Annotated in this window: 16 protein-coding genes and 2 pseudogenes; 9 read left to right on the forward strand and 9 right to left on the reverse strand. The window is 59.3% G+C overall.

What is annotated here, in order from left to right:
- The first annotated feature begins 53 nt into the window (after positions 1-53).
- The 3 genes and pseudogenes from L904_RS12725 (at position 54) to sseA (ending at position 3,278) form a co-directional block, all read left to right on the forward strand.
- Positions 54-1,091, forward strand: a complete 1,038-nt coding sequence (locus tag L904_RS12725) for a cysteine synthase A (protein WP_003521575.1) — start codon at positions 54-56, stop codon at positions 1,089-1,091.
- Between the two features lie 12 nt (positions 1,092-1,103).
- Positions 1,104-1,840, forward strand: a pseudogene (locus L904_RS12730) (alanyl-tRNA editing protein).
- Positions 1,841-1,856: 16 nt separating this feature from the next.
- Positions 1,857-3,278 carry a 3-mercaptopyruvate sulfurtransferase gene (gene sseA / locus L904_RS12735; protein ID WP_020811131.1) on the forward strand — a complete coding sequence of 474 codons (1,422 nt, stop codon included), beginning with the start codon at positions 1,857-1,859 and terminating at the stop codon, positions 3,276-3,278.
- Positions 3,279-3,441: 163 nt separating this feature from the next.
- On the opposite strand, the pseudogene L904_RS28125 reads toward sseA, so the two are convergent.
- Positions 3,442-3,555, reverse strand: a pseudogene (locus L904_RS28125) (DNA-binding protein); the annotation flags it as partial.
- Positions 3,556-3,609: 54 nt separating this feature from the next.
- The gene (locus tag L904_RS12745; protein ID WP_020811129.1) at positions 3,610-4,497 is read right to left on the reverse strand and encodes a DUF4344 domain-containing metallopeptidase; all 888 of its coding nucleotides are present in this window, start codon (positions 4,495-4,497) and stop codon (positions 3,610-3,612) included.
- Between the two features lie 164 nt (positions 4,498-4,661).
- Between L904_RS12745 and L904_RS12750 the strand changes: the two genes are divergently transcribed.
- The 3 genes from L904_RS12750 to L904_RS12760 all read left to right on the forward strand — a co-directional run bounded on the left by L904_RS12750 (position 4,662) and on the right by L904_RS12760 (position 7,758).
- Complete coding sequence (locus L904_RS12750) at positions 4,662-5,129, forward strand: DUF1203 domain-containing protein (protein WP_020811128.1); 468 nt, start codon at positions 4,662-4,664, stop codon at positions 5,127-5,129.
- 97 nt (positions 5,130-5,226) lie between these two features.
- Entirely contained in the window at positions 5,227-5,562 is a 336-nt protein-coding gene (locus tag L904_RS12755) for a PilZ domain-containing protein (protein WP_003502271.1), read from the forward strand.
- A gap of 207 nt (positions 5,563-5,769) precedes the next feature.
- The gene (locus L904_RS12760) at positions 5,770-7,758 is read left to right on the forward strand and encodes a bifunctional 2',3'-cyclic-nucleotide 2'-phosphodiesterase/3'-nucleotidase (RefSeq protein ID WP_020811126.1); all 1,989 of its coding nucleotides are present in this window, start codon (positions 5,770-5,772) and stop codon (positions 7,756-7,758) included.
- A 44-nt stretch (positions 7,759-7,802) separates the two neighbouring features.
- Here the strand turns inward: L904_RS12760 and L904_RS12765 are convergent, their stop codons facing one another.
- Together L904_RS12765 and L904_RS12770 are read right to left on the reverse strand one after the other, a co-directional pair.
- Entirely contained in the window at positions 7,803-8,345 is a 543-nt protein-coding gene (locus L904_RS12765; RefSeq protein ID WP_020811125.1) for a DUF2087 domain-containing protein, read from the reverse strand.
- Positions 8,346-8,617: 272 nt separating this feature from the next.
- The gene (locus L904_RS12770) at positions 8,618-9,586 is read right to left on the reverse strand and encodes a LysR family transcriptional regulator (RefSeq protein WP_003521584.1); all 969 of its coding nucleotides are present in this window, start codon (positions 9,584-9,586) and stop codon (positions 8,618-8,620) included.
- A 149-nt stretch (positions 9,587-9,735) separates the two neighbouring features.
- On the opposite strand from L904_RS12770, the gene L904_RS12775 reads away from it, so the two are divergent.
- Positions 9,736-10,353: an FMN-dependent NADH-azoreductase gene (locus L904_RS12775; protein WP_003521585.1), complete on the forward strand. Its 618-nt coding sequence runs from the start codon at positions 9,736-9,738 to the stop codon at positions 10,351-10,353.
- 43 nt (positions 10,354-10,396) lie between these two features.
- On the opposite strand, the gene L904_RS12780 is transcribed toward L904_RS12775, so the two are convergent.
- The 3 genes from L904_RS12780 to ilvA form a co-directional block, all read right to left on the reverse strand.
- Complete coding sequence (locus L904_RS12780; protein WP_020811124.1) at positions 10,397-11,662, reverse strand: diguanylate cyclase; 1,266 nt, start codon at positions 11,660-11,662, stop codon at positions 10,397-10,399.
- Positions 11,663-11,779: 117 nt separating this feature from the next.
- Positions 11,780-12,091, reverse strand: a complete 312-nt coding sequence (locus L904_RS12785) for an HlyU family transcriptional regulator (RefSeq protein WP_020811123.1) — start codon at positions 12,089-12,091, stop codon at positions 11,780-11,782.
- Between the two features lie 75 nt (positions 12,092-12,166).
- On the reverse strand, positions 12,167-13,441 hold the full coding sequence (ilvA, locus tag L904_RS12790; RefSeq protein WP_020811122.1) for a threonine ammonia-lyase: 1,275 nt from the start codon (positions 13,439-13,441) through the stop codon (positions 12,167-12,169).
- 80 nt (positions 13,442-13,521) lie between these two features.
- Here ilvA and L904_RS12795 point away from each other — a divergent pair, with 80 nt between their 5' ends.
- The gene (locus L904_RS12795; RefSeq protein WP_020811121.1) at positions 13,522-14,979 is read left to right on the forward strand and encodes a TrkH family potassium uptake protein; all 1,458 of its coding nucleotides are present in this window, start codon (positions 13,522-13,524) and stop codon (positions 14,977-14,979) included.
- A gap of 106 nt (positions 14,980-15,085) precedes the next feature.
- Positions 15,086-15,340 (forward strand): heavy-metal-associated domain-containing protein, encoded by a 255-nt coding sequence (locus L904_RS12800; protein WP_003521591.1) that lies wholly within the window; start codon positions 15,086-15,088, stop codon positions 15,338-15,340.
- Positions 15,341-15,770: 430 nt separating this feature from the next.
- On the opposite strand, the gene L904_RS12805 is transcribed toward L904_RS12800, so the two are convergent.
- Positions 15,771-17,264, reverse strand: a complete 1,494-nt coding sequence (locus tag L904_RS12805; protein ID WP_020811120.1) for an ABC transporter substrate-binding protein — start codon at positions 17,262-17,264, stop codon at positions 15,771-15,773.
- Between the two features lie 230 nt (positions 17,265-17,494).
- Positions 17,495-18,505, reverse strand: a complete 1,011-nt coding sequence (locus L904_RS12810; RefSeq protein ID WP_003520823.1) for an ABC transporter ATP-binding protein — start codon at positions 18,503-18,505, stop codon at positions 17,495-17,497.

Genomic DNA, 18,505 nt, shown 5'->3' on the forward strand with positions numbered 1-18,505 from the left:
TTGTAACGGGACATAACGGCACCTAATTTCCGCTCAGACAAGAAGGCTCAATCATGACCATTCACTCCTCTGCGCTCAGTGCTATCGGCAACACGCCGCTCATCCGTCTGAAAGCCGCCTCTGAAGCGACGGGGTGTGAAATCCTCGGCAAGGCGGAGTTCCTCAATCCCGGCCAGTCGGTGAAGGATCGCGCCGCACTCTATATCATCCGCGACGCCGAGCGGCGCGGTCAGCTGCGGCCGGGCGGCACCATCGTGGAGGGTACTGCGGGCAATACCGGCATCGGTCTTTCGCTGGTCGCCAATGCGCTGGGCTATAAGACGGTCATCGTCATTCCCGAGACGCAGAGCCAGGAAAAGAAGGACGCGCTGAAGCTTCTCGGCGCCAAACTGGTCGAAGTTCCGGCCGCTCCCTATTCCAACCCGAACAATTACGTGAAGGTCTCCGGGCGGTTGGCAAAACAGCTTGCAGCGACTGATGAGAACGGCGCGATCTGGGCCAACCAGTTCGACAATATCGCCAACCGTCAGGCCCATATCGAAACGACGGCCCCTGAGATCTGGGACCAGACGGATGGCAAGGTCGATGGCTTCATATGCTCGGTCGGTTCCGGCGGGACGCTTGCGGGCGTGGCCGATGGCCTTCGCGATTTCAACCCCGACATCAAGATCGGCCTTGCCGATCCCGAGGGTGCGGCTCTCTATGAATTTTACAAGCACGGCGTGCTGAAATCCGAAGGCTCGTCCATCACCGAAGGCATCGGACAGGGGCGCATCACCGCCAATCTGGAAGGTTTTACGCCTGACTTCTCCTATCGCATTTCGGATGCGGAAGCGCTGCCGGTTCTGTTCGACCTGGTGACGAAGGAAGGCCTTTGCCTTGGCGGCTCCTCCGGCATCAACATTGCCGGCGCAATCCGCCTTGCCCGCGAGCTCGGTCCGGGGCATACAATCGTGACGATACTGTGCGACTACGGCAATCGTTATCAGTCGAAGCTTTTCAATCCGGATTTCCTGCGCTCCAAGGGGCTTCCGATTCCGCAATGGCTGGCGACGAAAAGCGAGATTGCGGTTCCGTACGAAACCGTTTGAGGACATGCCGAAATGCCTGTGAATGCCCTGTTCCGTGACGATTTTTATCTTTCCACCGCAGAAGCGATCGTCACGGCGGTGCATGAGGATGGCGGCATAGAGCTTGACCAGACCTGCTTTTACGCCACTTCCGGCGGCCAGCCGGGCGATAGCGGTTTTCTCGAGCGGGCCGATGGTTCGCGCATCGAACTCGGCATCACCAAAAACGGTGCCGACAAGAGCGTGATCGTCCATGTGCCGCTTGAAGGCCAGTCTTCCCCCGAGATCGGCGAAAAACTGACCCTGCATGTGGACTGGCCGCGTCGCTACAAGCTGATGCGCATGCACACCGCCTGCCATCTGCTATCCGTCGTCTGCCAGTGGCCGATCACCGGAGCCGCCGTCGGCGAGGATGAATCGCGTGTCGATTTCGACATGTCAGAAACCATCGACAAGGACGAAGTGACGGCAAAGCTGATGGAGCTGGTAAAAGCCAACCATCCGGTCTTCCTTCAATGGATCACCGACGGGAATTGCAGGCCAATCCGGGCATCGTCAAATCCAAGAATGTGCGCCCGCCAATGGGCCTTGGCCGGGTCAGCCTCGTCTGCATCGGCGAAAATTCCAGCATCGACAGCCAGCCCTGCGGCGGCACCCATGTTTCCGAAACGCAGGAAGTGGGCGATATTCACATTGCCAAGATAGAAAAGAAGGGCAAGGAGAACAGGCGGTTCCGCATTCGTTTCGGCGCGCCTGAAGCTGTTGCCTGAGATTGGGAGAAACATCGTGAGCACGGATAAGAGCCGTTTCGTCGTTTCGGCGGACTGGGTGGAAAAGCAGCTCGGCACGGCCGGGTTTCGTGTCGTTGATGCCTCCTGGTATCTGCCGGCGCACAAGCGCAACGGTGCGGAAGAATTCGCAGCCGGCCATTTGCCCGGCGCGGTATTTTTCGATCAGGACAAAATCGCCGATCATACCACCGGCCTGCCGCATTCCCTGCCCTCGCCGGAATTCTTCGCGGAACAGGCTGGCGCGCTTGGCCTCAGCGACACCGATACGATCGTGGTTTACGATGGTCCCGGTTTCTTTTCCGCGCCGCGCGTGTGGTGGATGCTCCGGGTGATGGGCGTGCGCAAGGCCTATGTGCTGGATGGTGGTCTCGACGGCTGGAAGCGCGAAGGCCGGCCGCTTGAGGCGGGTACGCCGGAAATCGAGCCGGCAACCTTTACGCCTGACTTCAACGAGAAGCGCGTAACCTCGCTTGGCGCCATGCGCGGCATCGTCGACAGCGGTGAAAAGCAGATTGCCGACGCCCGTGGCGCCGGACGCTTTACCGGCGACGAGGCCGAACCGCGTGCCGGCATGCGTTCCGGCCACATGCCCGGCGCGCGCAGTCTGCCCGCGACAGCCTTTTCCGAAAACGGCCACTTCAAGGACCTCACCGCCATCCGCAAGATGGTGACCGATGCCGGTATCGATCTTTCGAAGCCCGTCGTCACCAGTTGCGGTTCGGGCGTCACCGCCGCCGTCATTACGCTGGCGCTGGAATCGCTCGGTCACAAGGATAATTCGCTTTACGACGGCTCATGGTCGGAATGGGGCGGATTGCAGGATACGCCGGTGGTTACCGGTCCGGCGGATGCAATCCCCACATTGTCGCACGGACCGCTGAAGGCGCATGTGACGCAGCTGGAAATGACGGCGCCGCCGAAGGTCAGCCTGCCGATCCCCGTGAACATCCAGACGGCGCTGATGCGGGTCAACAATATTCCCCTGCATTTCTACCGCTATCTTTACTGGCGGGTGGGGAAACGCTGGCACTGGCAGAAGCGCATGCGCATGAGCGATGCGGAGCTTTCCGCCATTCTGCGCGATCCGAAAAACAGCGTTACGGTTCTCTATATGAACGGTGCGCCCGCCGGTTTCTTCGAACTGAACAAGGCGAGCGACGAGGTGACCGAGCTTTCCTATTTCGGGCTGCTCGAAGAGGCGATCGGCGCAGGCGTCGGCAAATGGTTCCTGTTGCAGGCGCTTTACGCCGCCTGGCAGGACAATCCGCAACGGGTGACGGTGACCACCAACACGCTCGACCATCCGCGCGCGCTGCAGCTTTACCAGATGATGGGCTTTTCGCCCGTCGGCACCTATGAGGCCTGGGTAGAGCCGCTTGCCGATACAGAGCTTCTGGAGATATCGCTGCGCAACTGAGTAGCGCCATTGAGAGCAACGCGTGCCATTCTCCGATAAGGAGTGTCTGGTCCCCACCCCCTCATTCCTGTGCTCGTCACAGGAATCCAGTCAGCCCAAATCCTTGGGCTGAAAAGGACTCTCTCGCCGCGCAGACGCGCGTCGGCTAGATTCCTGTGACAAGCCATTGGTGCAGCTCTTCGCCGTTTACACCCAGCGGGTTCTGCAGGCTCTGGTCTGGCCCCGCGCCGTATCCGTCAAGCGAGATGGCGAAATTGCGAACGACAACCTTCGGCATGGCACTCTCCTCCCATATCGGGAAGCCAGATTGCCAGCGTCCGGCAATCCGGCCTCAGATTTCCCGTTCCAGATTAGCGGCGGCGGTCGGGATTTGCCCGCCGGCAGCGCCCTTGTCTTCCGTGACGGTGTTCAGCAGGTGATCGGCAATCAGTTCCGCCTGGAACTTGCCGAGTTCATAGCAATAGGTGATCTCGCGCTTTTCCGCCGACCAGTAGACATCGGGACGGCCGCAGGACTTGGCCGTCAACTTGACGTCCCCCTTCAGGCCATAGCTGCTGAAACTGCGGCTGATGAGATCGAGAACCTTCGATTCCTTGATCATGATGGCGTAGGGCTCAAGGTCCGGGTCGCGCGGCGGCACGTAGCTGACGGAAAATCTGGAAGGCGTCTGGCTGCGGTGGGGCGCGAGAAAACTCTCCCAGGCCGAAGCAACGCCCGGATAGGCGGCGGCGCATTTGTCGAATTCGGCATTGTTGAGCCCCATCATGGCGGCCAGATCGCCATAACCGTCCTTGTCACGGCCGACCATCAGGCAGGCCATGTTGCGATCGCGGCTCCTGTCGGGCACCAGCGCAGAGAAGACCGGGGCTTCGTGCTCAGGCAAGGTCTCCGCCTCACGCGCCAGATACCAGCTGTCCGTGGCATTGACGAGCGCGGTGTCGAGCCATTCCTCGTTGGCCTGGAGGATGAGCGTGCCAGCCAGTTGATCGGCCGGCGCCTGCACACTTGCCGTGTCCGCCGTTCCGAAATCCGAAATCAGCATGCGCGCGCCCTCGTGATATAGCGAGAAGATCGCATTGCCGATGACGAAATTGACCGCCTGCTGAAGCTGTTCGTCGGACAGGCCATCGAGACCGGAGACGACCTGCGCCTCGGCCTCAAGCGGAGCCGTCAACGAAACGAAAGCCAGCGGAACGGCGGCCAGAAAACGACGTAACATAAAATCAGACCTTCCGGGAACGAGGAGCGTCACTGATTCCCGAAGCTAACGAGTCACGCAATGGGCTGGTTGCATCGCCTGTCAAGAATCGGGTGGATAGTGATCCGTTTCGGGACCATAGCTGCAAAGAAGCAACGCCGATCCCAACCAAGGAGGTCTCCGCCATGACCGATCTCGTTTTCACTGCAATGCCGGCTAAGGAAGCCGAAGCCTACCGGGCGGGAGCCGCCGACGCCTATGGCAATCCGCCGGAGAAAGCCGTTTCTCCCGGCGGCATGCCCTGCCGCCACTGCCTTTGTCAGATCGGGGAAGGCGAAGGGATGCTGATCCTCGCCTACCGGCCCTTTCCCTCGCTGCAGCCCTATGCGGAAACAGGGCCGGTGTTTCTGCATGCCGACGCCTGTGAGCGCTATCCGCAGACGCAGGCCATTCCGCCGATACTGAACAGCCCGGATTACATCGTGCGCGGTTATGGAGCCGATGACCGCATCGTCTACGGCACCGGCGCGGTGACGGCGACAGGCGAGATCGTTTCGCGCGCGCGGCACCTTCTGGAGCGCGCGGATGTCGCTTATGTGCATGTGCGCTCCGCCCGCAATAATTGCTATCAGTGCCGTATCGACACAGCATAATCGGCAATTACATGCAATTTTAAGAGAAGAACTAAACGGCTCTCAAGTTTTCCGCGCCATGATGCAGGTATCGGAAACAATTGATTTGAGCAGCAAAATGACAAACAACCTCAATATGGCGACACGGACCGCGCCCCGCAGCAAGACCAGGATTTTTGCGACCGTGCATTATTTCAGCCAGTCGACCAGAGGGCGTGTGGTCGATCTTTCCGCCACCGGAATGGCGCTCGAGCTGGACGGGCCTTTCGCCGCCGCCAAGGGCAGCCGGGTCAAGGTGCAAAGTGAGGATCTGGGCTTCATCGAGGGCGTCGTGCAATGGCAGCACATGAACCGCCTCGGCCTGCAGCTTAAGCTTTCCACCAACACGCTGGCGCAGCTTTCCTCCTATTTCCGCTTCTTCCACGAAGAAGTGAAACCGACCCTCGCCCGCTGATCCAGGGCACGGGAATGCACAGAACGGAGGATGCGCATTCTCCGGTGCGGCGACACCTGCGCCGCACTCCCGTGATAAAAAATTTATCAAACGGTTGAAAACCGGCCCATCTGTCACGGGCCTGTCATTTTGGTGATGGACTCCTCTGCGATTGCTTCTACCCTGTCATTTTTCAAGACAGAGCAAGCTTCATCCGAAGGAGTTCCCATGTCGTCGCTTCTCGCTCTCCATCCCATTACCCGGCGTTCGCTTCTGGGCGGCATCGCAGCCTCCTCGGCGCTGGTGATGCTGCACCCTTTTGCTGCGCGTGCGGCGGCCAACCAGGCGCATCTGCGCATCATGGAAACGACCGATATCCATGTTCACGTCTTTCCCTATGACTATTATGCCGACAAGCCGAACGACACGATGGGACTGGCGCGCACCGCCTCGATCATAGACACCATCCGCGCCGAAGCCGGAAACTCGATGCTGGTGGACAATGGCGACTTCCTGCAGGGCAACCCGCTCGGCGACTATATCGCCTATGAGCGCGGCATGAAGGCCGGCGACAAGCACCCCGTGATCAACGCCATGAACGTGCTGGGTTACGATTGTGGCACGCTCGGCAACCACGAATTCAATTACGGTCTCGACTATATGTCGAACACGCTGGCGGGTGCGGGTTTCCCTTACGTCTGCGCCAATCTCACCAAGGGCCAGCTTGCTTCCGATCCGAAGAACGACGAGCTGTTCTTCAAGCCCTATGTCATTCTGGAAAAGCAGATCCGCGACGGCGGCGGCGTAACGAGCCCGGTCAAGGTCGGCATCATCGGCTTCGTGCCGCCGCAGATCATGATGTGGGATTCCAAGAACCTCGAGGGCAAGGCGCAGACGCGCGATATCGTCGAGGCGGCGAAAGCCTGGGTTCCGGTCATGAAGGAGGAAGGTGCGGATATCGTCATCGCCCTTTCCCATTCCGGTATCGACGGCAAGGGCCAGACCGAGCGCATGGAAAACGCCTCGCTTTATCTGGCGGGTGTCGAAGGCATCGACGCGATCTTCACCGGCCACCAGCATCTGGTCTTCCCCGGCCCGAAGACCTGGGACGGCATCGAGGGTGCGGATGCCGTCAAGGGCACGCTGATGGGCAAGCCGGCGGTAATGGCCGGTTTCTGGGGCTCGCATATGGGCCTCATCGACCTGCTGCTCGAAAAGGACGGCAAGAGCTGGAAGATCGTCGACTTCACCTCCGAAGCCCGGCCGATCTACCACCGCGACGAAAACCGCAAGGTCGTCGCCGATTTCACGGACAAGGCGGAAGTCCTCGCCGCCGCCAAGACCGATCACGAGGCTGCCCTTGCCTATGTGCGCCGTCCCGTCGGCAAGACCTCCGCGCCGCTCTATTCCTATTTCGCGCTGGTGGCCGACGACCCTTCCGTGCAGATCGTCTCCAATGCCCAGACCTGGTACATCAAGGACATGCTGAAGGAAGGGCAATATAAGGATCTGCCCGTGCTTTCGGCAGCAGCCCCCTTCAAGTCCGGCGGCCGCGGCGGTGCGGATTATTATACCGATGTCCCCGCCGGTGACATCGCCATCAAGAATGTCGCCGATCTTTACCTCTACCCCAACACGGTGCAGGCGGTGCTGATCAACGGCGCGCAGGTGAAGAACTGGCTGGAAATGTCGGCGGGCATGTTCAATACGGTCGAGGCCGGCGCAAAGGATGCGCCGCTGCTGAATGCGGACTTCCCGTCCTATAATTTCGATGTCATCGACGGTGTCACCTATCAGATCGACATTTCCAAACCGGCGAAATTCGACAAGGACGGCAAGGCCGTCAACCCGGACAGCAACCGCATCGTCAACCTGCAATTTGAAGGCAAGCCGATCGATCCCGAACAGAAATTCGTGGTGGCGACCAATAATTACCGGGCCAGCGGTGGCGGCAAATTCCCCGATATCGCAGGCGACAAGGTGATCTTCGTCGCCCCCGATACCAACCGCGACGTGATCGTGCGCTATATCATCGATCAGGGCACCATCAACCCGTCTGCGGATGCCAACTGGTCCTTCGCGCCGGTGGCCAATACCACGGCGATCTTCGAGACCGGCCCCAAGGGCCGCCACTATGCGGCCGATATCAAGGGCGCAAAGATCGAGGATGCCGGCGACGGCGCGGAAGGTTTCGCGAAGTTCCGTCTGGTTCTTTAACGATAGAGGCCCTCCCGCCGACTTGTCGTCGGGAGGGCATTTCCCTATTCGCGCCCACCGAGCGCTCGCAGCAGAAGCGGCAGTTCCAATGGCGGTTTCTGCTCGATGCGCCGATAATCGCTGCCGTCACGGTTACGGCGGATGAGCTTGAGGCCGACCATATCGCGCCTCAGCATGGCCGCATCCCCGAACAGGTGCAGACTATCCAGAAAGCTGCTGAATTCGCGCTCGGAAAAGCTCCGCCCGGCGGGAATTTTTGCCCATAGATACCAGAGGCACAGTTCCTGCTGGGAGCGGCGGGCCGGCCATTGCATCAGCCGGCCTGCGGCGTCGAAGACACGAACGGTCTTCAGCACCCTGCCCTCATTAGCTGCCGGCAGCATCTCAGGCCGGGATGGTCCGCTGTCATCGGATGGCTCGCGCGAGGCTCGCAAGTGCTGGAAATTTCGGAACCCGGCAGCCCGGCTCAGAAGATTGAGCATCTCCACATGGCTTGGCTTTCGGTCCAGCCTGCCGATCTGTTCGCGGACGGATTTGGCGAAAGTCGAGAGGTCGGCGATATCAATGGAAAGGATCGAACGTGGCATGACTTACCCTCAAGTGCCATTCCGAAAAGGTGTCGCTGATCGCCGGCTTCCGACATGGCACGGGATAAGTGCTGTCAAACTTTAAAAATGCAGGTTTAGCTTCCCTTGCGGGACGGCGATGCCTCGGTGAACTGCTGACCGTGATTTAGGTATAGGCAGGCGACCCGCCCACGTCAATTGGCCTTGCTGGCATAGCGCCGAGGTTGCCGCACGTTTCTTCTCCCCGCCGGGGAGAAGGTGGCCACGCTCGGTCCAGATATAATTTGACAATGTCACTCAGCGGCGACAGAAATGCTCCTCTGCTTGTGCGCCGCAAGCATCCCGTTGAAATCCTTGTGGTTCGGGCAGGCAGAGAGGCGTTGCTGAAATGCTTCGGCAAGCCATTGGCCGGCAGGGCCAGCAGGTGAATCGACCCGCCGCAGCGCAAAGAGCGGATATTCGCCCTGTTCATAGGCTTCGAGTTCAAGCGCCTTGAGGCTGCCATTGGTGATGTCGTTCCGCACGATCGATGCGGGCAGGCCGCCCCAACCCAGACCGCCCTTGATGAGCTGGTATTTTGTGGCGATATCGCTGACCCGCCATGTCTTGTAGGAAAGCACATTGAAATCGCGGCCCTTGGTCAGGCCGGATGCATCGGTGACGACAAGCTGAACCTCCTCGCGCACATCGGCAAGCCCCAGCGGCCGCTCGATCTGCGCCAACGGGTGATCCGACGCGACGACCGGCAACATGAAGGAATGGCCGACCTTTTCGACGACGAGTTCATCGTCCTGGCGCAGCATCGCCCCGCCAATGCCGATACCTGCCTTGCGGGAGAGCACCATCTCCATGACCATGCCCAGCTCGCCGACATTGAGGCTTAGGGTGACGGTTGGGAATTGCTGGCGAAAATCCCGCAGCACGGCCACCATGGCCTCCGCCGGCACCATGGTGCTGATGGCGACCGAGAGTTCCGCCTCAAGCCCCTGCTTCAGCCCCTTGGCGCGGGCGCGCATCTCCTGCAGGCCGGCGACGATGCGCCTTGCATCCTCCAGCATGGCGCGGCCTTCATCCGTCAGCTTCGGCTGGCGCACGCCGCTGCGCTCGAACAGCGTCACTTCAAGCTGCGCCTCGAGATTGGCGATGGTGTAGCTGACCACCGACTGGGCACGATTGAGCGCCCGTGACGCGGCGGAAAAACTGCCGGTCTCGGCAACCGTCAAAAACACCTGCAATTGATCGAGTGTTGGGTTCGCGTCCATGTCCCATCCATTTCATCGATAGATTGCTTCCACATTATCACAGTTTTCTTGATGGCAGTAATTTTTCATATAGAGCGCAAAGGAAGGGCATCGTGCTCTCCCGCCCTCCCAAGGCGCCCGTCAATTCATCGCATATGCAAGGAAAGACCATGTCCAACATTCTTCTCATCACCTCCAGCCCGCGTGGCGACGAATCGGTTTCGAACAAGTTTGCCGGTGAACTCGCAAACAAGCTGAAGGCCAAGTCGGCTTCCAACACCCTTGTCCACCGCGATCTCGCTGCTGACCCGATCCCGCATCTCGACACCGTCAAGACCGCCGCCATTCGCAAGGCGCCCGACCAGCGCACCGCCGAAGAAGCGGTTGCCGCCGATTATTCCGACAAGCTGGTGACCGAGCTTCTGGCAGCCGACACCGTCGTCATCGGCACCGGCCTCATCAATTTCAACATTTATTCCGGCCTGAAGTCGTGGATCGACAATGTCGCCCGCGCCGGCCAGACCTTCAAATACACCGAAACCGGCCCGGTCGGCCTCGCCACTGGCAAGAAGGTCTACATCGTTCTGGCCGCTGCCGGCGTTTACTCCGAAGGCCCGGCCGTATCGATGAACCATGCCGTTCCTTACCTGAAGACCGTTCTCGGCTTCATGGGCATGACGGATGTGGAAGTCATCTATGTCGAAGGCCTGGCATTCGGTCCGGAAGCCGTCGAAAAGGCTGTGGCTGCCGCTGAAGCCAAGGTTGCCGAGCTGGCGCAGGCCGCCTGAGGCACATCGAATGTCGGGCTGATGCCGGCCAGGATTGCCGGTATCAGCCGACCCACATTCCGTAACGGCCGTGGACCTGATCCCGGCCGTTATTTTTTGCCGCATAGAGCCGCGCATCGGCCTCCGACAAGAGCGCACGGAAAAGCTGTCCATCCTCGAAAGCGGTGGCGACGCCGATACTGACGGTCAGCGGCGAACCGTCCGGCCGCTGCAGGTCCGCAAGGATCGCGGCCCGGAGACTGTCCGAAAATGCCAGCGCCGTTTCATGCGTCATCGCCGGCAGGAGGGCCACGAATTCCTCGCCGCCGAAGCGGTAAAGATGCCCCAGCGGCTGCACGGCACGCTTCAGGACGGCGGCGAATTCCCGCAAGATCTCATCGCCCTGCAGGTGCCCGAACGTATCGTTGACGGTCTTGAAATGATCGATATCGACAATCAGCACGCTCACCGGCCGCTTTTTCTCCAAGCACTCCACGACGACGGACGGCGCATCGAGCTCCATGCGGGCGCGGTCCGATACGCCGGTCAGCATATCGCGTCCGGAGCGGGACAGCAGTTCCTCGTAACGTTCCCTGAAAGTGAGATCATTGAAGACATCGGCAACGCTGCGGCGTGTCAGAAAGCGGCCCTTGGCCGATGTTAGCCAGAGATAGGTGGCAAACAGCAGCGAATAGATGCCGACTGCCGCCATCTTCGCCTTCCAGCCATCGTAAAAGACATCGAGAGGTGCGTTGAACAACAATCGCAGCGCCCCATAAAAACCCGCCTGATCGAAGCTCAGGATAACGACGCCGCAGATCGCGAAGCGCAGCACGATATGGCGCTGCAGATAACGCCCCAGCTTTTCGTAAAACAGGATGATGGCGATGGCGTCGATATAAAGCAGGCTGGTTCCCCAGACCATCAGCACACCCATCTCATCCAGAAATGCGGTGCTGACCGATTGCCCGGGAACGATCGCCACCGTCTGATGGAAACGGATGATCTGCGCCATGGCGACTGTCACTATATTGCCGAGAAACAGCCCGTAGATCGGCTGTCGAACGACCGCCGCGTCCTCCCGCATATAGAGCATGAGGATCATCATCAGCTTGCCGGCAAAAAGGATCGAGGAGCCGGGCGACGCCACACCGAACGGCAGCTGCACGTAAAAGACGGCCGCCAGATAGGTCTCCAGAAAATGCATGACGCCCAGCGCGGTGAGAAAAACACCAATGCCGAGAATATGCCGGTAATGAAGGAATGCCGTCATTACCGAAAAATAGACGATGGCCTCCGTCAGAAAGAGGGCCAGATTTGCCCATTGCATCGGCACATGCCCTATCGATCCACATCGCGCGGGTTGATTGGCGCGACTCCATGCTCTCTAGAGACGATAGGCCGAAGCAAACAACGGAATCTTAATATCCGCGGCAAGAATGCGTCATCATTTTCCTGGGAAAAGCGAAGCGCCGTTCTGGTCGATGATGAGCTTCGCCTTGCGGATCGTGAACTCAACCGCATCGTCCATGCTGGTGAAGACGTCGGCGCGCACGAATTCATGCACCAGCACTTCATCGCCAGCCTTTTTTTCGATGCGGCCCGCCAGGCGGAACTGGCCGCCTTCCTTGATCGGCGTCGCATAGATCAGATAGTCGCCATGCGCATGCGGCTCCGCCTGGGCCGTCTTCTGCGGCGCGTCGGAGGACGGCTGGCCGGAGCCGAAGGCCGAGAGGATTTTGGAAAAAAACGATGCCATGGCTTTCACTCCCTCAATCTGTGTCACGTTTGAAGGGCGGAGGCGATCCGCCCTTCCCTGCCTTTCGCTCCCCGATCAGATGATCAGGTTCGACAGGATGTCGTTTTCGGTGATGTCCTCATAACCGAGACCGGCGGCTTCGAAGCGCTCCAGCAGCCCGGCGAAGTTTTCCTTCGCGCTGGTTTCGATGCCGATCAGGATCGAACCGAAATTGCGGGCCGATTTCTTCAGATATTCGAAACGGGCGATATCGTCATCCGGGCCGAGCAGGTTGAGGAAATCGCGCAGCGCGCCGGGGCGCTGCGGCAGGCGAAGGATGAAGTATTTCTTCACACCCGTATAACGCATGGCGCGTTCCTTCACATCCGGAAGACGCTCGAAATCGAAATTGCCACCGGAAACCACGGCGATGACCGTCTTGCCTTCCAGCCTCTCGCGGCCGAGCTTTTCCAGCGCGGCAATCGCCAGTGCGCCGGCCGGCTCCAGCACCACGCCTTCGAGGTTCAGCATCTCGATGATCGTCACGCAGATGGCGTTTTCCGGGATGAGCATGACCTGCTCGGCCGGAAAATCCTTCAGGGCCTTGAAGTTCAGGTCGCCGATGCGGGCGACGGCGGCGCCGTCGACGAAATTGTCGACCTTGGTGAGCGTCACCGGTTCGCCGCGTTCGAGGCTTTTCTTCAAGCTCGGCGCCCCTTCCGGCTCGCAGAACACGAAGTTCTCCTTGCGGACCGTGCCGGCGAGAAAGCCCGAAAGACCGGCAGAAAGACCGCCGCCGCCAACGGGCATGACGACGATATCCGGCTTCGTGCCTTCCGGAAGCTGATCCATGATCTCGGCGGCGACGGTCGCCTGGCCTTCGATGATGTCCTCATGATCGAAGGGCGGCACCATGTAGCCGTCATTGTCCTCAACATATTTGCGGGCGGCGGCATAACACTGGTCGAATATATCGCCCACCAGACGGATGCTGATGAATTCGCCGCCGAAGATGCGGGTCTTTTCGATCTTCTGCTGCGGTGTCGTCACCGGCATGAAAACAACGCCGTGAACACCGAAATGACGGCAGGCGAAAGCAAAGCCCTGAGCATGGTTGCCGGCCGAAGCACAGACGAAAACCTTGTTCTTGCCGGCCTTGGCCACCGCCTTGCGCAGGAAGTTGAATGCGCCTCTAATCTTGTAGGAACGAACCGGGGACAGATCCTCACGCTTCAGCCAAATCGACGCGCCATACCGACGGCTGAGATGTTCATTCAACTGCAACGGCGTTTCCGGGAATATTTCCCGCACTTCTCGCCGCGCTGCTTCCACAAGCTGCTTGTCCACGATAGTCAATCCATTGAAATTCATAATGGCACCCGCTATGCCATAGGAAGACGTCCGAGACAAAGACTCATTTCAGCGCGGCAACAAACTCCGGGTTTCATTTCTTGAACAGCAACCTTCTGCGCTCGGTCATATATGTGGCGTCCATCTTCGGGCTTTACATGGCGACGGCCATGTTCCTGCCGGCGCTCACCGATCTTTATTACGGCAATGACGACTGGATGGTGTTTGCGCTGTCGGGTTTCATGTGCGGGGGCTTTGCGCTTGCCTGCGCGCTGGCGACGCGCGGGCCGATTGCGGCCTTCAACAAACGTTTCGGCTTTCTGCTCGTCAACCTGCTCTGGCTGGTGTTTTCCATTGTCGGCGCGGTTCCGCTTTACCTGTCCGAACTCAACCTGACGCTCGGTCAGGCGCTGTTCGAATCCGTTTCCGCCATTACGACGACGGGATCGACAGCCATTGCCGGTCTCGACAACGCGCCGCAGGGCATCCTTCTCTGGCGTTCGCTGCTATGCTGGCTTGGCGGTATAGGTATCGTGGCGCTCGGCCTCTTCATCCTGCCGCTGCTGCGCGTCGGCGGCATGACCTTCTTCCGCATGGAATCTTCCGATACCGGCAACGACCGGCCTTTCGCGCGGCTGGCGAGCTTCACCCGGGCTTTCGTGGCCATTTACATCATCATGACGCTTGCCTGTACGATCGCTTACGATTTTGCCGGCATGTCGCATTTCGATGCGCTGAACCATGCCATGTCAACGGTCGCGACCGGCGGTTTCTCCACCCATGACGCTTCTTTCGCCTATTTCGACAATACGGCGCTCTTGTGGATCGCCACCATCTTCCTGATCTTCGGCAGCCTGCCCTTCTCGGTCATGATCCTGCTTGCGGTGCGCCGCCGGCTGGAAACGCTGCGCGACCCGCAAATCGCCGTCTTCCTCGGTTATCTCTGTGCGATCTCGATTGCGGTTGGCGTCTACCATCATTTCAGGAACGGCGTGCCGCTGGATGACGCGCTCAGCCATTCCTTCTTCAATATGACCTCGATCCTTTCGACCGGCGGCTTTGCCAGCGACGATTATACGCTCTGGGGGCCTTTCGTCGTCGTCGTCGCCTTTTTCGCAACCTTCATGGGCGGCTGTTCCGGCTCGACGGCAGGCGGTATCAAGGCCTATCGTTTTCTCATCATGTTCAACGTGGTGCGCGCCGGGCTGAAGAAGCTGATCTATCCGAACGCGGTCTATTCGGTGCGTTACGGCCAGCAGGTGGTCGATCCCGATACGATCCGGACGATCTTCCTGTTCGTCAGCTGCTTCATCGCCCTGTGGATCGCCGGCAGCCTTGCCATGAGCCTGATGGGTTACGATTTCCTGACCGCCACCTCGGCCGTTGCGACCTCGCTCGCCAATGTCGGACCCGGCATCGGCCCGATCATCGGCCCGGCGGGCAATTTCTCCACTATCAGCGATCCCGCCCTTTATCTCCTCTCGGTCCTGATGCTGCTCGGACGTCTGGAAATCCTGACGGTTCTGGTGCTGCTGATGCCGATCTTCTGGCGCAGCTGATGTCATGGCACACTTGTTGAGCGCCAGCGAATAAAGCGCTTGACCTTCCCACGTTGGAATAGTCCAGGCTGCTCCTGTTAGAATTCCAAACCATGGAGAACCGCCTATGTGCACCGCTCACCAGCATCACGCCGAAACCACCACGGCACCGGTTGATGCAGACCTTTCTTTTCACGTTGAAGACATGACCTGCGGTCACTGCGCCGGAGTGATCAAGGGTGCGATCGAAAAGACCGTTCCCGGCGCTGCCGTGCATGCCGATCCGGCAAGCCGCACGGTTGTGGTTGGCGGCGTCTCCGATGCAGCACGTATTGCCGAAATCATCACCGCTGCGGGCTATACGCCGGAAGCGCGCGCCTGATCCGAAGAGATACCGGCGGCGCTTCATCCCTGCAGCCGCCGGATCGCCCCACCTGCCCCGCTTCACGCTGCATTATGTGACGGGTTTTGGACGGCATCCGTCCCTGTTTCCTCCCCGATGGCGAATGCCCTCTCCCTTTCGATCAGGGATAACGGAGGAGATTTTTCCAGTTTAATAAAGCGAATCATCCACATGCCGTCACACCGGCCTTGTGAAGCTGTCTGTTCCCCTCCTCCGTCATTCCGGCCTTGAGCCGGAATCCAGCCAGCCCAAGTCCTTGGGTTTAAAGGAGTCTTCCCGCCGTACAGACGCACGTCGGCTGGATTCCGGCTCAGGGCCGGAATGACGGAGGAGAGGGTCAGGGGCTTTATCACAAAAAGACCCGGCTCTTGCGAGCCGGGTCCCTCTCAATCAGCACCATCACACCAACTTACTTCGTTGCCAGATCCTTGGTCATGACAAAATAGTTCAGCGGATGCGGCTTGTAGTTTTCGAGCTTTGCCGAATAGGCGTCGAACACGGTCTCGTGGATGAGGAAGACGGAGACGGCTTCGTCATAAATCTTCTTCGCCGCTTCGCCGTAAATGGCGTAACGCTTGGCGGGTTCACCCGCCGAATAGGCGGATTTGATCAGCTTGTCCGTCTCCGCATTGCAATAATGCGAAATGTTGTAGCTGCCGCCGCAGGTGTAGTCGGCATTCAGGAAACCGGCCGGTTCGGCGACATCGGTGGCGTAACCGCGAGACAGCAGCGCCATGTCGAAGTTGCCGGCCAGCATATCGGGCTCGATGGCGCTGTAATCGGCAACGCGGACATCGACCTTGATGCCGATTTCCTGCAACTGCGCCTGGATGATCGCCGCGACGTCCTTGAGTTCGGTCTTTGCGGTATAGGCAAGGAGCGTCACCTTCAGGCTGCCGGGTGCAACGCCCGCCTCTTTCAGCAGATCCTTGGCTTTTTCCACGTCATAGGCGGGTTTGGTTTCCTTTGCAGCCCATGGTTCGCCGGCCGCAAAAGGCATGGTCGCGCCCTTGACCACGCCTTCATAGATACTCTCGGCGATACCACCCGTATCGATGGCGGCCTGGATCGCCTGGCGCACCTTGATATTGTTGAAAGGCGGCTTTGAATTGTTCAGCAGCAACTCGGTGATACGCGGCGACGGGATTGGCGCGACCTTGACGCCATCGGTGGATTCGATGGTCTTGACCGTCCATGGCGGCACGAGCCGCGAAACCTGCGCTTCCCCGGTTCGAACCTGGGTGGCGCGTGTGTCGGCATCGGGCACGAAATTGACACGGCCGCCGGAAAGTTTCGGCATACCGCCCCAATAGTCGTGATTGGCCGTCAGAACCATATGCTGGCTGGGATCGACCTCGCTGATCTTGAAAGGTCCGGTGCAGGTTCCGATCGGATCGACCTTGCCGTCCTTATAGGCGGATGGAGCAAGGATGGAGGTGGCGGGGCTTGCCATCTGCGCCGGCAGCAGCACAGAGGGTTCGATCGTCGTGATCTTCACCACATCATCGCCGCCAGCTTCGACGGCGGCAATCAGCTTCGGAGAGAAGGCACGGGCGGGCACGGGTGCTTTTAAGAGATTGCTGAGTGCATTGACCGCGGCCTTGGCATCGAGCGGTTCGCCGTTCTGGAACTTGACGCCCTTGCGCAGCTTGAATTCCCACACCTTGGGATCAGTCTGCTTCCAGGACTCGGCGAGGCTTGGCTCCAGCTTCATGTCATAACCGACACGCACCAGGCTTTCGAAACAACCCGCACGCGAGCCGAGATAGGCGTCGTCGGAAGCCATCTGCCAGCCGGTCTTCACACCGAAATTATCGTCATAGGTAATCGTGGCGGCCTCTGCCGCATGCGTTCCAAACGAAACCACAATGGCGCATGACGCCAAAAGTGCGTGCTTCATCATAGAATATTCCCCTTTTATTTTTGATGACAACGCTCACAATTCGTATATTTTCACGAAATTTCACTCAATCATTACAAAGGCAATAAGAATACCCTATGGATATCTCTCGATTATCCATTCGAATATTATCTATTTTACGTTTTGTACTCGGAATTTTATTCCGATATTAATCCGCAAACACACAATTCATCTGTTTTTACGGCAACAGAAAACTGTAACTGCGTTGTCCGTCAGCCCCATTCCCGCCAGCGATGGCAGCGCGCGAAATGCTCGCCGGAAACGCCTTCCAGAACGGGTTCCACCTCGCCGCATATCTCGGTCGCATATTTGCAGCGGGTATGGAATTTGCAGCCGTTCGGAGGATTGAGAGGGCTCGGCAGATCGCCGTCCAGAAGCATCTCCGGTGCATATAACCCCGTCTCGTCCAGCATCGACGATGCTATGAGAGCCTTGGTATAGGGGTGCTTCGGCGCCCGGAAAAGTTCCTCCCGGTCGGCGATTTCAACGACGCGTCCGAGATACATCACGGCGATGCGATCGCAGAGATAACGCACCACGCGCAGATCGTGGGAAATCATCAGAACCGTCAAACCGTGACGGCGCTTCATGTCCATCAGAAGGTTCAGGATCTGCGTGCGCATCGAGGCGTCGAGCGCCGATGTCGGCTCGTCGCAGACAAGGAAGCTCGGATTGAGGAGCAGCGCACGGCCGATGACGACGCGCTGCAACTGGCCGCCGGAACACTGGCTCGGATACCGATCGTAAAAAGAGCCATCCAGGCCGACCTCTTCCAGCATCCGGAAAACCCGGGCCGTGCGCTCCTCACGCGTGCCGATGCCATGTTGGGCAAGCGGCGCTTCCATGCTCTGGCCGATACGCATGCGCGGATCGAGTGCGGAATAAGGGTCCTGAAACACCAGTTGCACGACCCGGCGCATACGCCGAAGCGCCTCGCCCTGCATGTGCAGCATATCGTTCTGCCCGATGCTGACCTCGCCTTTCGTTGCGTGGGTCAGCCGCGTAATCAGCCCGGCAACCGTGCTTTTGCCGCATCCGGATTCACCGACGAGACCAAGCACTTCCCCCTCGCCGATCGTCAGGGAAACATCGTCGACGGATTTCACCACACGGTGACCGAAGCCCGATATGGGATAATATTTGCAGAGGTTCTTCGCGACCACGAAGGGCCGCTTGCCGTTTTCCGCCGATGGCGGGGTCTGTGTCGTCGCTGTCGCTAGCAT

Source organism: Agrobacterium sp. LY4, from assembly GCF_001526585.1.
Taxonomy (GTDB): Bacteria; Pseudomonadota; Alphaproteobacteria; order Rhizobiales; family Rhizobiaceae; genus Agrobacterium; species Agrobacterium leguminum.

Coding starts and splice junctions, on each gene's coding strand:
- L904_RS12725 (WP_003521575.1), top strand. CDS start 54: ATGACCATTCACTCCTCTGCGCTCAGTGCTATCGGCAACACGCCGCTC.
- L904_RS12745 (WP_020811129.1), bottom strand. CDS start 4,497: ATGTTACGTCGTTTTCTGGCCGCCGTTCCGCTGGCTTTCGTTTCGTTG.
- L904_RS12750 (WP_020811128.1), top strand. CDS start 4,662: ATGACCGATCTCGTTTTCACTGCAATGCCGGCTAAGGAAGCCGAAGCC.
- L904_RS12755 (WP_003502271.1), top strand. CDS start 5,227: ATGACAAACAACCTCAATATGGCGACACGGACCGCGCCCCGCAGCAAG.
- L904_RS12760 (WP_020811126.1), top strand. CDS start 5,770: ATGTCGTCGCTTCTCGCTCTCCATCCCATTACCCGGCGTTCGCTTCTG.
- L904_RS12765 (WP_020811125.1), bottom strand. CDS start 8,345: ATGCCACGTTCGATCCTTTCCATTGATATCGCCGACCTCTCGACTTTC.
- L904_RS12770 (WP_003521584.1), bottom strand. CDS start 9,586: ATGGACGCGAACCCAACACTCGATCAATTGCAGGTGTTTTTGACGGTT.
- L904_RS12775 (WP_003521585.1), top strand. CDS start 9,736: ATGTCCAACATTCTTCTCATCACCTCCAGCCCGCGTGGCGACGAATCG.
- L904_RS12780 (WP_020811124.1), bottom strand. CDS start 11,662: ATGCAATGGGCAAATCTGGCCCTCTTTCTGACGGAGGCCATCGTCTAT.
- L904_RS12785 (WP_020811123.1), bottom strand. CDS start 12,091: ATGGCATCGTTTTTTTCCAAAATCCTCTCGGCCTTCGGCTCCGGCCAG.
- ilvA (WP_020811122.1), bottom strand. CDS start 13,441: ATGAATTTCAATGGATTGACTATCGTGGACAAGCAGCTTGTGGAAGCA.
- L904_RS12800 (WP_003521591.1), top strand. CDS start 15,086: ATGTGCACCGCTCACCAGCATCACGCCGAAACCACCACGGCACCGGTT.
- L904_RS12805 (WP_020811120.1), bottom strand. CDS start 17,264: ATGATGAAGCACGCACTTTTGGCGTCATGCGCCATTGTGGTTTCGTTT.
- L904_RS12810 (WP_003520823.1), bottom strand. CDS start 18,505: ATGCTAGCGACAGCGACGACACAGACCCCGCCATCGGCGGAAAACGGC.